We start from the raw sequence: 15,235 nt of genomic DNA on the forward strand, positions 1-15,235 counted from the left end.
CCATTCGCTTCGCGAACGGTCCCCCTCCCCTTGCAGGGGAGGATTTTGAGGTGATCATCGGCCTCGGCTCCGACCTCTGCAATATTGAGCGTATCCAGAACTCGCTCGACCGCTTCGGCGCGCGCTTTGAGAGCCGTGTGTTCACCGATGTCGAGCAGGCCAAGGCCAATCGCCGTCCCTTCACCAAGGCGGGGACGCTGGCCAAGCGCTTTGCCGCAAAGGAAGCCTTTTCCAAGGCGGTCGGGACCGGGTTCAAGCGCGGCGTGTTCATGAAGGATATCGGCGTGGTCAATGCGCCGTCGGGCGCGCCTACGCTGGCCCTGACCGGCGGAGCGATGGCGCGGCTGGAAACCATGGTGCCTGCCGGGCACAAGCCGGTCATTCATCTGACGCTCACCGACGATCATCCATGGGCGCAGGCCTTCGTCATCATAGAGGCGGTGCCATTGTGAGCGCCCTGCCCCCCGACCCCAGCGAGCAGACCCATATGACGGCAACCGACCTTCGCGACGAAATGCCTGCCCCTGAATCAAAGGCACCAGCGCCCTGGGTCAAATGGTGGCAGGAGGTCAAAAGCCTGTCGCTGCTCATCCTGGCGGTGCTGGCCTTCCACAGTTTCGTCGCCAAGCCCTTCTACATCCCGTCCGAATCGATGATGCCGGTGCTGCTGACCGGCGACAGGCTGGTGGTGAGCAAATTCCCCTATGGCTGGTCCTATGTCTCACCCAGTTTCCACCCCCTGCCCTTTCTGAAAGGCCGGCTGTTCGGGCGACTGCCCGCGCGCGGCGATATCGTCATCGTGTCCCCGCAGAACCGGCGCGAGGATTATATCAAGCGGGTGATCGGCCTGCCCGGCGACATTATCGAGGTGCGCGGCGGGCAGGTGGTGCTGAACGGCGTGGCGGTGAGGCAGAAGGCGTTGAAGCCGCTGCGCCTGCCCGTGGACGGCAATGCGCCCTGTTCGCCGATGCAATTCCCCGGTGCGCGGGTCAGCGGCACGGATGGCAAGGATTATTGCGAATTGCCGGTGCGGCAGGAAATCCTGCCCAATGGCAAGACCTACCTGACGATCGACATGGGGCCGAGCGCGCTCGACTGGTATGGCCCGGTCAGGGTGCCCGCGAACCATGTGTTCCTGATGGGCGACAATCGCGACAATAGCGCCGACAGCCGCGCGCCGCTGGAGGAAAATGGTCTGGGCGGGCCGGTGCCGTGGGAAGCGATTGGCGGGCGGGCCGAGTTCATCACCTTCAGCCTGGACGGCGATACGACATGGAGCCCGCTGAGCTGGGTCCGGTCGCTGCGCAGCGGGCGAGCCGGGAACAGCCTGCGGCCAGCGAGCGTTACTGCCCCGGAATAAACGGACATAAGGGGTATCGGGTTTGAGCGACACGCAGCAGCATCATGTCGAGGAACCCGGTCCCAGCGAAGTGCGCAGCCCGCTGGTTGCCCATGAATTGCAGCGCGCGGGCGTATGGTTCGCGCTGGCCATCGTCATCGGCCTGGTCGCCTTATTGTCGCAGCCGATCCTGCTGGTGCTGGGCGCATTGGTGCTGGCGACGATGATGGATGGCGGGGCGCGGCTGCTCAAGCGCGTGCTGCCGATCGCGCGGGGCTGGCGGCTGACGATCGTGCTGCTGGGCGCCGTCGCCTTCATGGTGTGGACCTTCTACCTCACCGGATCGAGCCTGATGGAACAGGCGCAGGCGATGCGCACCATCGTCGAGGCGCAGGTCGCGCGGGTCGGCGGCTGGATGCAGCAGATGGGCGTTTCCACGACGCCGGAGGATCTGAAGAGCCTGGCCAGTCAGGCGATGAGTTCGATGGGACGGGTGACGGCGGCGGTCGGCACGGCGGTCGGCGCGATCACCAGCGGGGTGATGATGCTGGTGCTGGCAATCTTCATCGCGGTCGATCCCAAACTCTATGAGCGCGGTGTCGCCTGGATGCTGCCGATGGAAAAACGCAGCCATTTCTACGCCATCGCCGACAAGATGGGCTGGACGCTGCGGCGGCTGATGGCCGGGCGGTTGATCGGCATGGGCGTAGAGGGCGTCGGCACCTGGCTGCTGCTCTGGGCAGGCGGGGTGCCGATGGCGGGGCTGCTGGGAATATTGACCGGCCTGTTCGCCTTCCTGCCCAATATCGGATCGATCATTTCGGGCATATTGATCATCCTGGTCGGCTTTTCCGGCGGCACCGACACGGGCCTCTATGCCTTTGGCGTCTATCTGGCGGTGCAGATTGTCGACGGCTATCTGATCGTGCCGATGGTGGCCAAGAAGGCCACCGACCTCGCCCCCGCGCTGGTGCTGGCGGCGCAGATATTGTTCGGCGCGCTGTTCGGCATCATGGGGCTGTTCCTGGCCGACCCGATCGTCGCGATGATCAAAGTCTATCTGGAGGAACGGTCCAGGCGGCTGGAGGAGAAGCGCACGGCGCGAGTGGCGGAACGGTTGGGGGTTTGACCTTGTGACGTGAGCCGCCTTGATCTCATCCCGGCAGCACAAGGCTCGCTTCCAGGCCGCCACCCGGTCGGTTGGCGAGCCGCAATGCGCCCTGATGTTCGGCCATGATCGCACGCACCAGCGCCAGCCCCAGCCCTGCGCCGCCCGTCTCGCGGTTGCGCGAGCCTTCCAGCCGGGTGAAGGGTTCGAGCATTTCGTCCATCCGGTCCTCGGCAATGCCCGGCCCGTCGTCGGCCACGGTGATGCAGATCATGGCATCCTCGCGGTTGACAGAGACATGGGCGCGGTCGCCATAGACGATGGCGTTTTCGACGAGGTTGCGCAGCGCGCGGCGGATTTGCTGGGGGCGGACGAAGGCGACGGCACGGTCGCTGTCGGCCATGTCGACCGGCGATCCCAGTTCGATGAAATCCTCCACCACCGCGTCGGCAAGGCTCGCAAGATCGACTTTCTGCACGGCTTCCGTGCTGCGTCCGGCGCGGGCGAGCGAGAGAATATCCTCCAGCATCCGGTTCATTTCATCAATGGTTTCGGACATGCGCGCCCGCTCGGCATCATCCTCGACCGATTCGGCACGGACCCGCAGCGAGGCGAGCGGGGTGCGCAGGTCATGGCCGATGGCGCCGAGCATCCGGTCCTTTTCATCGAGCATGGCGATGATGCGCGATCGCATGGCGTTGAACGCCATGGTAAGGTCGCGCACGTCGCCGGGGCCGCGTTCGTCGACCGGATCGGCAGAGCCGGTGCGGGCAAATTGCTGGGCGGATCCGGTGAGTTGCTTCAACGGGCGCGCCAGTCGGCTACCGACCCAGAGCAGAGGCAGCAGGACGATGACATAGAGGATGAGCGTCTGACCGACCAGCCAGCCGCCAAAGCGCTGCGGCCGGTCACCCGTGCGGGCCTGCGTCACCACCCATTTACCCGGCTCATATTCCGCCGCCAGCGTCAGGCGTGCGACACGATGGTCGTGCGGCGCATCGCCATTGGCGCGGATGCGGATGCGTTCCCAGCGACGCATGGGCATGACGGCGTCATCCTGCGCCACGCGCACGCTCAGGATGCGCAGGCCGATATCATCGAACATCGCCATGGCGCGCTTTTCGATATCGGGGCGCGCCTGCCCTTTGAGCGACGGCGTACCCTGCACGAAGCGGGCGCGCATCCGTGGCGGGATCGGGCGGTCGGGCCGGTTGTCGAGCGCATCGACGACACGATAGACGGCAGGGGCGGTCTGGCCGGTCAGTTCCAGCCGGGTCCGTTCGCGATACAACAACGCGAAATTGATCGCCTGCGCCACGAACAGCGCCAGCGCGACCAGCGCGATAATCTGCCCGACCAGACTTTGCGGCCAGAGGCGAAGGCGCCCTGTTCCAAGCCGTCCTGTCACAATTTGCGCACGTCGGCGGACAATGTGTAGCCGCCGCCCCAGACAGTCTTGATCAGCGTCGGGTTTTTGGGGTCCGGCTCGATCTTCTTGCGCAGCCGGCTGATCTGGTTGTCGATCGCCCGGTCGAAGGCATTGGCTTCGCGCCCCTGGGTGATGTCGAGCAACTGGTCGCGGCTCAGCACGCTGTTGGGGCGGGTGGCGAAGGCCAGCATCAGATTATATTCGGCGGTCGAGAGCGGCAGCGATACGCCCTCGCTGTCCACCAGCGTCCGTTCCTGCGTCTTGAGCAGCCATCCGGCGAAGCTGTAATTGGCGCCATCGGGCGCGGTGACGCGCTGGCCGCCGGTGGCGACACGGCGGAAGATCACCTTGATCCGGGCGACCAGTTCGCGGGGCGAAAAGGGTTTGAGGACATAATCGTCCGCGCCCATCTCCAGCCCGACGATCCGGTCGGTCTCCTCGGTGCGGGCGGTCAGCAGGATGACCGGGATTTCGCTGGTTTCGCGGATATGGCGGCAGAGCGACAGGCCATCCTCGCCGGGCATCATGATATCCAGGATCACCATGTCGATGGCGTTGGCGTTCAGGCGAATGCGCGCTTCCGCCGCGCTGTCGACAGCCGTTACGCGAAAGCCGTTGCGCGAGAGATATTGCGCCAGCGGCTCGCGGATCGAACGCTCGTCATCGACGAGGAGGAGATGGGGTTTTTCGCTCATGCTGCCTGTCTGTCATGGCTGAACACAGGTTGGAAGGGCGAAGGCAGGGGGAAGCTTCGCCCTTCCAGTTGTCGCGGTCCGGTTCAGGGACATCAGGGGGAATGCCGGGCCTGACCGCGAAACGGGGGGAGATCAGCCTGCGGGCGGCGGGGGTGCCTTGCGGTCCTTCCACGCGCCACGCATCGCCTGACGGGCTGCCTTCATTTCATCGGCAGTAACCTTGCCATCCTTGTTCGCGTCGGCCTTGTCGAACATCGCGATCGGCCCGGCCATGAATTCGGCCCTGGTGACGGTGCCGTCCTTGTTCGCGTCGCCCCGACCACCCATCATGCCGCCCTTGCCCGGACCAGCATGGTGACGACCGCCCCATTTGCGGCCTTCCGGGCCACCGGGCTTGCCGGCTTCGGCACGGCGCTCTGCACGCTTGTCGGCGCGGGCTTCATGAGCGGCGGCGAATTCGGCCTTGCTGATCTGACCATTCTTGTCGGTGTCCAGCCTGGCAAAGCGGGCGTCGAGTCGCTGGACGCGCATCGCGTCGCGATCCGCCTGGGTCAGCTTGCCATCCTTGTCGACATCCATCTTCGCAAAGCGCGCTTCCAGCCCGGCGGTCAGTTCCGCCTTGCTGATCGCGCCGTCCTTGTTGGTGTCGGCCATTGCCATCATACCGCCGCGACCGGCCCGGCCCGGCCCCTCACCGCCCGGCTGGGCAAAAGCGAGATGCGAGGCGGCGAGGCCACCGACGAACAGCGAACCCAGCGCCACGGTACCAAAAAATTTGCGGATCATATCCTGTACCTTCCAAATGATTATCGTGAACGGCATGTCGCCGTCCTTGAAATCAGTTATGGGCAAGACTTGTCCCGCAACTATGTCAGCGCAACAGGCAAACTGTCGCAATTTGTAACGGCGGTCGGTGGATTTCCCAAACCCAGTTCAGCGATCCCGCCGACCCAGCAGGCGCAGGCGCAGGGCATTGAGCTTGATGAAGCCCGCCGCGTCACGCTGGTCATAGGCGCCCGCATCATCTTCAAAAGTCACGACCTTTTCGCTGTAGAGCGAGTAAGGCGACTTGCGGCCCACGACATAGACGCCGCCCTTGTAGAGCTTGAGCCGGACGGTGCCCGTCACCTTTTCCTGGCTATGGTCGATCGCGGCCTGCAACATCTCGCGCTCCGGCGAGAACCAGAAGCCGTTATAGATCAGCTCGGCATAGCGCGGGGCCAGTTCGTCCTTCAGATGCGCCGCGCCACGATCCAGCGTCACCTGCTCGATGCCACGATGGGCGAGGTGATAGATGGTGCCACCGGGAGTCTCATACATGCCGCGCGACTTCATGCCCACGAAGCGGTTTTCGACCAGGTCGAGGCGGCCAATGCCATGTTTGCGGCCATAATCGTTGAGCGTTTCCAGCAGGGTCGCAGGCGACATGCCCACGCCATTGATCGCCACGCCGTCGCCGCGCTCGAAATCGATGGTGATATATTCGGGCGCGTCGGGCGCATCCTCCGGGTTGACCGTGCGCGAATAGACATAGTCGGGGACTTCATCCCACGGATCTTCCAGCACCTTGCCCTCGGACGAGGTGTGCAGCATGTTGGCATCGGTCGAAAAGGGGCTTTCGCCGCGCTTGTCCTTGGCGATCGGAATCTGATTCTGTTCGGCGAACTCAATGAGGCGGGTGCGGCTGGTCAGATCCCATTCGCGCCACGGCGCAATTACCTTGATGTCGGGCGACAGGGCATAATAGCCCAGTTCAAAGCGGACCTGATCATTGCCCTTGCCGGTCGCGCCATGGGACACGGCGTCCGCACCAACCATCTTGGCGATCTCGATCTGGCGCTTGGCGATCAACGGCCGGGCGATCGATGTGCCGAGCAGATACAGGCCTTCATACAGCGCATTGCTGCGCATCATCGGGAACACATAGTCGCGGACGAATTCCTCGCGCAGATCGTCGATGAAAATATGTTCTTCCCTGACGCCCATCAGCCGCGCCTTGGCGCGCGCAGGCTCCAGCTCCTCGCCCTGCCCCAGATCGGCGGTGAAGGTCACCACTTCGCACTGATAGGTCTGTTGCAGCCATTTCAGGATCACACTGGTGTCGAGGCCGCCCGAAAAGGCAAGGACGATGCGGTTGATCTTGTCTGACATGGCTGGCGACTCTTCTGTGCAGTGATGGCGCGGATGATGCGCGCGGCGCGTATCAGCCAGTGTGCAAAAGTGCAACCGGACAGGCGAAAAGGGACCGGAAGCGCTCTGCTTCCGGTCCCTTTCATGGTGCGGTCAGACATTGATCAGTGGGTGCGCGGTTTCAGGACACCGGTGCGCACGCCATCAGTGCCAAAGCGATAGACGGTCTGGCTGCGATCGACAGCCGGGGTGGGAGTCGCAACCGGATCGGTCCGACGCGGCTCAGCCGGGGTTTCGACGGCCTGACGCTCGGCGAGTAGGAACTTGGCCCGGCGCACCCGCTTGGCGTGGGTAAGGAACGGATTTTCCGGGCTGGGCGGCGCTGCGACCATGGCGGCAATCGTGCTCTCCTCGTCCGTCACTGGGGCAGCGGGCGTGTAGATGGCGCGCGGCGCGACAGGGACAGCGGCGGGTTCGACCGGCATCGGTTCGGCGACGGGAGCGACCCGTTGCTCCTCCTCAACCAATTCGATCGGGCGACGACGACGCATCAGCGCGGCACCACCCAGGCCTGCGAGCAACAGCGCTGCGCCGCCCAGGGCGAAGAGCAGGGCATTGTCGGTGCGCGCGGGTTCGGCCGGGGCTGTGGCGACCGGCGGCGGCGCGACAACCGGCGCGACTGGTGCGGGCGTCACGGCAGGCGGCGTTACAGCGGGAGCGGACTGCGCCACGGCGACCGGTGCCACGGGCGCAGCGACCCGCTCCACGGGGCGCGATGCGGCGCGGCGCGGCGCTGGCGCAGGCGTGGCTGCCGCCTCCGCCTCAGCGGCGGCGATGGCCGCAGCGCGACGTTCCTCGACGGAAGGGGTGGCCTGCACCACCGGCGCGCTGGTCGCGAAGCTGGGCGCGGCCGGGGTCGCGGCGACGGGTGGGACAACCGGCTCCGGCGGTGCGGCGGGTGCCATCACAGTCGGCGCGGCCGGCGGCGGTGCGATTTCCTGCGCCAGCAAAGGGGTTGCACTGAGAGCCAGAACAGCGGCGATCGCGGCCCTAGCGGGGCGAATGGGGCATGTGTGTTCAGTCATAGCGAAAGATAAACCCACGACATCTTCGATTGACCGCACGCTGACTCTCGCTTTCGGGACAGATGGTGGCAGATCGGCGGCAGGATGATTGACCTGAACAACGGTTAATCTTCACATGAACCGTGGATTTACAAAACTATACTATAGTTCGCCTGGGCCGCATCTTTCCCGATACGCGCCGTCCAGCAAGGCGTCCTGCCGCGCATGATCCTTATTGTCGGTGATCCGCTCCGCCTTCGTCCGGCCGAATTTCGCGCGATTGGCGTCCGCTTGGCGCGCCTTGTCGGCCCGCGCCTTCGCCTTGCGCACCTGGCGCAGATTGACGACATTGCTCATCTTCCCGCCGACCCCATACCGTTGCGTCGCATATCATCCGTCATAGGGGCTGCGATCATGGCTTGCCAAGCGCGGCCTGTCCCTTCCATGACAGACTGATGACCAGCATCCACGACGTCGCCGCCCTGGCCCAGGTATCGATCAAGACAGTCTCGCGTGTCGTCAACAACGCCCCCAATGTCAGCCCCGACCTGCGCGGGCGGGTGCAGGCGGCGATCGAGCAACTGGGGTACCGCCCCAACCAGTCGGCGCGGCGGCTGGCCGGGGGGCGATCCTTCATGATCGCCTATCTCTACAGCAATCCCGCGCCCGGCTATACCAGTGGCATCCAGTCGGGCGCGGCGGCGCGTTGCCGGGAACTGGGCTATCATCTGGTGGTGGAGCCGATCTCGCCCGGCGGCGAGGAGCGGTACGACGTGCTGGACCGGCTGGTCGCGGCGCTGCGGCCCGACGGCGTGCTGCTGGTGCCGCCCCTGTCGGATGATGAAGGACTGCTGGCGCGGCTGGCGGAACTGCGCCTGCCCTGCGCGCGGATTGCCGGGTCTGTGGTGGCGGCCAGCTTCAACATCCACACCCCCGAACGCGCCGCCGGGCGGATGGTCGCCGACCATCTGATCGCGCATGGCCACCGGCGGATCGGCATCATCACCCCCCCGCCCTCGCACCGCGCGGCGCTGCGCCGGGTCGATGGGTTTCGCGACGGCCTGACGGCTGCGGGCCTGCCGGTTGACGAGGCGCTGTTCTTGACCGGCGGGTTCGATTTCACATCGGGCATCGCGGCAGGCGAAGCGCTGCTGGCGCTGTCCCAGCCCCCGACCGCGATCTTTGCGACCAATGACGACATGGCGCTGGGCGTGCTGACCCTGGCCCACCGCATCGGCCTGCGCGTGCCCGACGACCTGTCGGTGGTCGGCTTCGACGATACCCCCGCCAGCCTGACCAGCTGGCCGCCCCTGACCACGGTACGCCAGCCGCTGGAGGAAATGGGCCGATCAGTCATCGACGCGCTCGCCAACGGCCCGGTCGACGCACCGGAATTCCTGTTCACGCTGGTGGAACGGGGCAGCTGCGGGCCAGGGCCGGGCTGAACTGCGGCGTACAGCCAGTCGTCTATAAACCAGCATTGCAATGCGACAGTCTCAAGCCGGTTATGCTATATTCGGTAAAGGGTTGATGCTATCGATCAGCCATGCTGGCGTTGCTCACATCTCCTGAATATGCGATTTTCTCCATGGCCTTGGTCGTCATGCTGGGCATCGGAACGATTGAGGCAATCGGCTTGGGTCTTGGCCATCTCGATGTCGATGCTGACGTAGATGGCAATGTTGGGAGCGATAGCCTTCTTGGCTGGTTAGGCCTCAAGACCGGATTACCGGTTCTGATCTGGCTTACCGCCTTTCTTGGCTGCTTCACGCTGATCGGATTTGCTATCCAACAAATAGCTACGGCGGTCGCAGGAGTGCCGCTGCATTGGTCGATAGCAGGCGGGGCTGGTCTGATTATTGGTGTGATTTCCAACGCCTATGTTTCGTCGGGGCTGGCCCGGTTGATGCCGGAATATGAAAGCACTGTCATTGATACGGATGATCTGATCATGCGCCGCGCTACCGTGCTTGAGGGCGTATCACAGCGCGGACACCCCGCACGCGCAAAGGTGGTCGATCAGCACGGCCAGGCGCATTACGTCATGGTTGAACCCCATCACGACAGCGACATCATAGCACAAGGCGAAAGCGCCTTGCTCGTTCGTAGGGCTGGCCCGACTTTCTTCATACAGCCGGATAGCGACACGATTCTCCGGCCCCTGTAATGCCAGCTCCAGTTCCAGCGTCTCATAGGAGGAATAATTGCCTGCATCCCTACTCAATATCCTGATCTATGCAGGTGTCATTCTTCTCGCGCTGGTTGTCATCGGGATCATCCTGACCCGCCTCTATCGCCGGGCGACCAAGGATGTGGCGCTCATCCGAACCGGATTTGGCGGGGAAAAAGTGGTTCTGAACGGGGGGATAATGGTGATCCCCGTCCTGCACGAACTGATGCAGGTGCGCTTGACGACCGTGAAGCTGGAAGTGTCGCGCCTCAACAAGGATGCGCTGATCACGCTCGACAAATTGCGCGTCGATGTTGTCGGCCTGTTCCATATCAAGGTGAAGCCGGACGCCCAATCCATTGCGGCGGCGGCACAGACGCTGGGCGAAGCCGTAAACAGTCCCGAAGCCGTCAAATCTCTGTTGGATGGCAAGTTGGTTTCAGCCCTGCGTTCGGTCGCCGCGACCATGACGATGGAACATCTCCATGCCAATCGCGCCGATTTCATCCAGAAGGTACAGGAAGCCCTGATGACCGATCTGGACATGAACGGGTTTCAGCTGGAATCGGTCAGCATTACGCATTTCGACCAGACCGCCTTTGAACATTTCAACGAAAACAATGCGTTCGATGCCGAAGGTCTGACGGTGCTGACCCGCACGATCGAGGAACGGAAGAAAATCCGCAACGATATTGTTGCCACCAATCGCGTCGAAATCGAACAGCGCAATCTGGATGCCAACAACCAGTCGCTGGAAATCGCGCAGGAGGCGGAACAAGCCCGCCTGACACAGGAACAGACTTTGGCCGCTCGTAGGGCAGAGCAGGCGACAGCCATCGCAACCGCAGAAGCGGAGCAGACGCGGTTGGCCGAAATTGCGCGTATCAATGCGGAGCAGGCCAAAACCGTCGCGCAAACTGAGGCAGACAAGGTCATCCAGACCGCCACTATTTCCCGTGATGGTGCCGTGCAAACGGCGGCAATTGAACGGGATCGCAACATCGAACTCGCGCGGATCACGACGGCTGTTCAAACTGCTCAGAAATCCGAAGAGGAATCGACCGCCACCGCTGCGGCCAACGAAGCGCGTGCGCTGGCCGCCCGCGCCGAGGAAAGCGTCCTGACGGCGAAAGCGTTGGAAATTGCCAATCGTACCAAGAATGTCGCGGTCATTGCAGCCACCCAGCGTGCACAGGAGGAAGCCGTCCAGATTACGGTTGCCGCCACCGCTGACAAGGAAGCCGCCGAAGCACGGGCCGCAGCGATGCGGACAGAGGCAACCGCCGAGGCCGACGCGGAAAAAGCCCGTGCGGAAGGCCGCGCTGCGGCATTCAAAGTCGACGCCGCCGGACAAACAGCCCTGAACGAAGCAACCAACATCCTTAATGACACCCAGACTGCTCTTCTGGTGCGCAGGGCGATGCTTGAGGCACTGCCTGCGATCATCGCCGCTGCTTCCAAGCCTATGGAACAGATCGACAAAATTTCAATTGTCGATGCGCGCGGCCTGCATGGCGACAATGGCGGCGCGGACGCGGCAACCAGTAACGGCAACCTTGCCGATGCGGCCGTAGCGGCGGCCATGCGCTACCGCGTGGGCGGACCGCTTATCGATGCACTTATGGCTGAACTGGGTATGGCCGGAGGTAGCCTGAACGGAATGCTGGCAGGCGCGCCTCCTCCCCCGACGGCGACGGAGCCAGGCAAGAGCGAATAGTTGGGGGTGAAATCATGCTGGGCCACGTCCCGTCAGCCACCAGCGCCATTTACGCAATCCCGATCCCGCGAATCCAGGGCTGGCACTGCACGCGACCGAAGCCATGATTTAAGGAGATAGTGCGGCTGGAGCGGGTAGCGGGGATCGAACCCGCATCACAAGCTTGGAAGGCTAGTGCTCTACCATTGAGCTATACCCGCCCGGCCGGAAAGCGCCCTGCCATCATCCTGGGGGCTTCGTCAATATCGCAATGCGCAATTGCGCCAAGATCGCCCTTAACCCGGCGCGGCATTTCCTCTATCAGGCGGGGATGCAAAGCCCTTCCCTGCGCCAGCTGGACATTTTCGCGCAGATGGTGGCGGCGGGCAGCGTTGCCCGCTGCGCCGACATGCTGGGCGTCACTGCCGACGATATTGCGCGCGACATCGGGTCGCTGGAAATGCGGCTGGGCTATCGCCTGTTCGAGGATATGAGCGGCACCGTCCGCCTGACGCCTGCCGGGCGCAAGACGGCGCAGGCGATGACGCTGTTGTCGCAGGATGCGCCGGAGGATTGGGACGAAACGGCCGCGCCTGATGCCATGCCGGCCCAAGCAGTCCCCCTCTCTGCTGCGCCCGCGCGCCAGACGATCATGCTGGCGGCACCGGCCCCGATCTTTGGCCATTTTCAGGACGCGCTCTCGGCATTCGAGGCGGCGAATGAGGATATTGCCATCACACTGGATTTGCAGGTCCAGTCGGTGGCGGACGCGGCGGACGCGCTGCGGGCGGGCCGCGCGGACATCGCCTATTTCTATGCGCTGGAGGAACCGGCCGGTTTCGCGTCCCGCTATGGCTGGTCGGAGCCGCTCAGCCTCTATGTCGGCGACGCCCATCCGCTGGCGCAGGCGGACAGCGTATCGCGCGACGATCTGGCGACCACGCCGATGCTGGCGCTGGAGCGGCATAATCCGATGCGCCATATCGTCGAGGATGCGCTGGCGCGCGGGCGGGTGCAACTTGGCCCGCCAGTGCTGGAGAGCGACGATATGTTCGCGGTGATGACCGCGCTGCGGGCGGGCAAGGGGATCTTTGCGGCCTTCGGGGCGCTGGCGCGCGATCTGGGGCGTATGGACGGGATCGGCCGGCTGCGGCTGGACGCCCAACTGCCCGCGATCGAAGTGCGTCAGGCGCTGGGGCCGCGCGCAGCGGAGACCCCGGCGGTCGAGGCGCTTGCGGAGTTCTTGTTTCTGTAGGGTTGGGAGAGGCCACCCTGATCCGTTGGGAGGTTCGACCGGAAGCGCTCCGCTCCCCCTCCCCTTGCCTGACGCACCGCAGCAAAAAGGCGACGAACCGATCTTGATATGATATCTCATTCTGGATACAGGGTCACATTCACTTCCCTTGTCCAAGGATGATGCCACTTCATGCTTCGCTCCCCGCTACTGCGCGCTGGCTGCGCCCTGCCTGCCCTGTGCCTTGCCCTGCCAGCCTTCGCCCAGACGCCTGATGCGGCCCCCGACCAGGCCTATCATGACAATCGCGCCGACATCATCGTCACCGCCATCATCCCCCGGCGGCAGGGCGACATATTGTCCGGCACGTCGGTGGTCGCGGGCGAGGAACTGACACGCAACATGCGGTCGACCATCGGCGAGACGCTGGCGCGGCAACCGGGCGTGTCAGCGACCTCCTTTGGTCCCAATGCGTCGCGCCCTGTCCTGCGCGGCTTTCAGGGCGAACGGGTGCGTATCCTGACCGACGGGATCGGCAGTTTCGACGTGTCCAACACATCGGTCGATCATGCCGTCGCCATCAACCCGCTGACGGCTGACCGGATCGAGGTGCTGCGTGGCCCCGCCGCGCTGCTCTATGGATCGTCGGCGATCGGCGGCGTGGTCAATGTCATCGACAGCCGCATCCCGCGCCGGGTGCCCGACGAGCCGGTGCATATCGACGCCATTGCCACCTATGGCAGCGCCGCGAACGAGCGCACCGGGTCGGGCGAGGTCGAGGTGCCGCTGGGCGACAAGCTCGTCTTTCATTTCGACGGCAGCTATTCCAAGTCCGGCGATCTCGACACGGGCAGCTATATATTGACGCCCTCCCTGCGCGCGCAGGCGGCGGCCAGTGGCGACGCCGACATTGCCGGCCTGGCGACCCTGCGCGGCAAGCTGCCCAACAGTGCGGCGGAGACATGGGAAGTGTCGGGCGGCGCGGCGCTGATCACCGATGGCGGCAATCTGGGCTTTTCCGTCACGCATACCGACAATCTTTATGGCGTACCGGTCCGCTATGCGGTCGAGCCGGGCGGCGAGGCCGAGCAGGTACGACTGCACATGAAGCAGGACCGCGCCGACCTGCGCGCCGAGGTGCCGGTCAATGGCGGCTTCCTCGAATCCATCCGCTTCCGCGCCGGATTTGCCGATTATCAGCATCAGGAAATCGAGGATACGGGCGAAGTCGGCACGACATTCTACAACCAGTCGATGGAATCGCGGCTGGAACTGGTGCAGGCCAATCGCGGCGGGTGGGACGGCGCGATCGGCGGGCAATTCTTCACCCGGAAATTCCATGTCGAGGGGGAAGAGAAATTCCTGCCGCGCAACGAAACCACACAGCTCGGCCTTTTCACCCTCCAGTCGATCGACCTGGGCAAAACCCGCGTAGAAGTGGGCTGGCGCTATGAGCATACCGATGTCAGCGCCGACGCCGACGCGACCCTGTTCAACCCGGCCTATGATCGCCGTTTCGACTCGCTGTCCGGCTCGATCGGCGCGAGCCGGGAACTGGTGCCGGGCTGGCGCGCAGGGCTGAACCTGTCGCGGACGGAACGCGCGCCATCGGCGGAGGAACTGTTCGCGCGCGGCAACCATGCGGGCACACAGGCATTCGAGCTGGGCAATCCTGATTTCAGCAAGGAAAGAAGCTGGGGCGTGGAGGCCACGCTGCGGGGCCAGGGGACGGGCTATACCGTCGCCCTGTCGGCCTATCATAACTGGTTCGACGGCTATATCTATGACTCGCTCGTCGCCGACGACGCCTGCATGGCGGTCAATGGTGGCGAGGAACTGGAATTCCCCTGCTACCAGTATAATCAGGCCAAGGCGCGCTATCTGGGCTTTGAGGCCGAAGCCACGGTCAAGCTGGCGCAGGTCGGCGGCTATGCCATCAACCTGGACGGCGTGGCCGATTATGTCCGCGCGACGGTCCTGGGGTCCGGCCCGGCGCCGCGCATCCCGCCGATGCGGCTGCTGGGCGGGCTGGAAGCGCAAGGCGACCGGCTGAGCCTGCGCGGCGAGGTGGAACATAGCTTCGCGCAGGACCGGACCGCCGCGACGGAGACGGAAACCGGCGGCTTCACCCTCGTCAACGCATCGCTGGCGTGGAAGCCGATCAAGGGCAATGACCGCACCACCATCATGCTGTCAGCCAATAATATCTTCGACGTGGAGGCCCGCCGTCACGCCAGTTTCCTGAAGGATTATGCCCCGCTGGCCGGGCGTGACATCCGCATAACCGCGCGCCTGTCCATCTAGATGCGCTTTTAGCGCGTCCGCACCGGCCCTCACCCCCACCCGACCGCCCATTCAGGATACACTCTG

General features: G+C 64.2%; 14 protein-coding genes and 1 tRNA gene. 8 read left to right on the forward strand and 7 right to left on the reverse strand.

Features of this window, described 5'->3' with window-relative positions; genetic code table 11:
* The first annotated feature begins 50 nt into the window (after positions 1-50).
* The 3 genes from acpS to EBBID32_RS11225 are packed head-to-tail and all read left to right on the forward strand — an operon-like array spanning position 51 to position 2,468.
* A complete protein-coding gene (gene acpS / locus EBBID32_RS11215) occupies positions 51-452 on the forward strand; it encodes a holo-ACP synthase (protein WP_006956800.1) in 402 nt (133 codons plus the stop codon).
* A gap of 35 nt (positions 453-487) precedes the next feature.
* Entirely contained in the window at positions 488-1,360 is an 873-nt protein-coding gene (lepB, locus tag EBBID32_RS11220; RefSeq protein ID WP_037490187.1) for a signal peptidase I, read from the forward strand.
* A gap of 22 nt (positions 1,361-1,382) precedes the next feature.
* Positions 1,383-2,468: an AI-2E family transporter gene (locus tag EBBID32_RS11225; RefSeq protein ID WP_006956804.1), complete on the forward strand. Its 1,086-nt coding sequence runs from the start codon at positions 1,383-1,385 to the stop codon at positions 2,466-2,468.
* 25 nt (positions 2,469-2,493) lie between these two features.
* Here the strand turns inward: EBBID32_RS11225 and EBBID32_RS11230 are convergent, their stop codons facing one another.
* From EBBID32_RS11230 to EBBID32_RS11255, 6 genes are all read right to left on the reverse strand, one after another.
* The gene (locus EBBID32_RS11230; protein ID WP_006956805.1) at positions 2,494-3,855 is read right to left on the reverse strand and encodes a sensor histidine kinase; all 1,362 of its coding nucleotides are present in this window, start codon (positions 3,853-3,855) and stop codon (positions 2,494-2,496) included.
* Positions 3,852-4,571, reverse strand: coding sequence for a response regulator (locus EBBID32_RS11235; protein ID WP_006956807.1), 720 nt, complete (start codon positions 4,569-4,571; stop codon positions 3,852-3,854). Before EBBID32_RS11235 ends, EBBID32_RS11230 begins: the two co-directional genes overlap by 4 nt.
* A 132-nt stretch (positions 4,572-4,703) precedes the next feature.
* Positions 4,704-5,357: an EF-hand domain-containing protein gene (locus EBBID32_RS11240; protein ID WP_037490190.1), complete on the reverse strand. Its 654-nt coding sequence runs from the start codon at positions 5,355-5,357 to the stop codon at positions 4,704-4,706.
* Between the two features lie 147 nt (positions 5,358-5,504).
* Entirely contained in the window at positions 5,505-6,722 is a 1,218-nt protein-coding gene (locus EBBID32_RS11245) for an argininosuccinate synthase (RefSeq protein WP_006956811.1), read from the reverse strand.
* A 143-nt stretch (positions 6,723-6,865) separates the two neighbouring features.
* A complete protein-coding gene (locus EBBID32_RS11250) occupies positions 6,866-7,786 on the reverse strand; it encodes a hypothetical protein (RefSeq protein WP_231382173.1) in 921 nt (306 codons plus the stop codon).
* Between the two features lie 141 nt (positions 7,787-7,927).
* The gene (locus EBBID32_RS11255; protein WP_006956815.1) at positions 7,928-8,122 is read right to left on the reverse strand and encodes a DUF4169 family protein; all 195 of its coding nucleotides are present in this window, start codon (positions 8,120-8,122) and stop codon (positions 7,928-7,930) included.
* Between the two features lie 98 nt (positions 8,123-8,220).
* Between EBBID32_RS11255 and EBBID32_RS11260 the strand changes: the two genes are divergently transcribed.
* The 3 genes from EBBID32_RS11260 to EBBID32_RS11270 all read left to right on the forward strand — a co-directional run bounded on the left by EBBID32_RS11260 (position 8,221) and on the right by EBBID32_RS11270 (position 11,652).
* Positions 8,221-9,210, forward strand: coding sequence for a LacI family DNA-binding transcriptional regulator (locus tag EBBID32_RS11260; RefSeq protein WP_006956817.1), 990 nt, complete (start codon positions 8,221-8,223; stop codon positions 9,208-9,210).
* 101 nt (positions 9,211-9,311) lie between these two features.
* Positions 9,312-9,932 (forward strand): OB-fold-containig protein, encoded by a 621-nt coding sequence (locus EBBID32_RS11265; protein ID WP_006956819.1) that lies wholly within the window; start codon positions 9,312-9,314, stop codon positions 9,930-9,932.
* Positions 9,933-9,969: 37 nt separating this feature from the next.
* The gene (locus EBBID32_RS11270) at positions 9,970-11,652 is read left to right on the forward strand and encodes a flotillin family protein (protein WP_006956822.1); all 1,683 of its coding nucleotides are present in this window, start codon (positions 9,970-9,972) and stop codon (positions 11,650-11,652) included.
* A 126-nt stretch (positions 11,653-11,778) separates the two neighbouring features.
* Here the strand turns inward: EBBID32_RS11270 and EBBID32_RS11275 are convergent.
* A tRNA-Gly gene (locus EBBID32_RS11275) sits at positions 11,779-11,852 on the reverse strand.
* A 110-nt stretch (positions 11,853-11,962) separates the two neighbouring features.
* On the opposite strand from EBBID32_RS11275, the gene EBBID32_RS11280 reads away from it, so the two are divergent.
* Positions 11,963-12,886 (forward strand): LysR family transcriptional regulator, encoded by a 924-nt coding sequence (locus EBBID32_RS11280; RefSeq protein ID WP_006956825.1) that lies wholly within the window; start codon positions 11,963-11,965, stop codon positions 12,884-12,886.
* 171 nt (positions 12,887-13,057) lie between these two features.
* Complete coding sequence (locus tag EBBID32_RS11285) at positions 13,058-15,169, forward strand: TonB-dependent receptor domain-containing protein (protein WP_006956828.1); 2,112 nt, start codon at positions 13,058-13,060, stop codon at positions 15,167-15,169.
* Positions 15,170-15,235: the final 66 nt, after the last annotated feature.

It is taken from the genome of Sphingobium indicum BiD32 (genome assembly GCF_000382885.1).
GTDB classification, from domain to species: Bacteria; Pseudomonadota; Alphaproteobacteria; order Sphingomonadales; family Sphingomonadaceae; genus Sphingobium; species Sphingobium japonicum_C.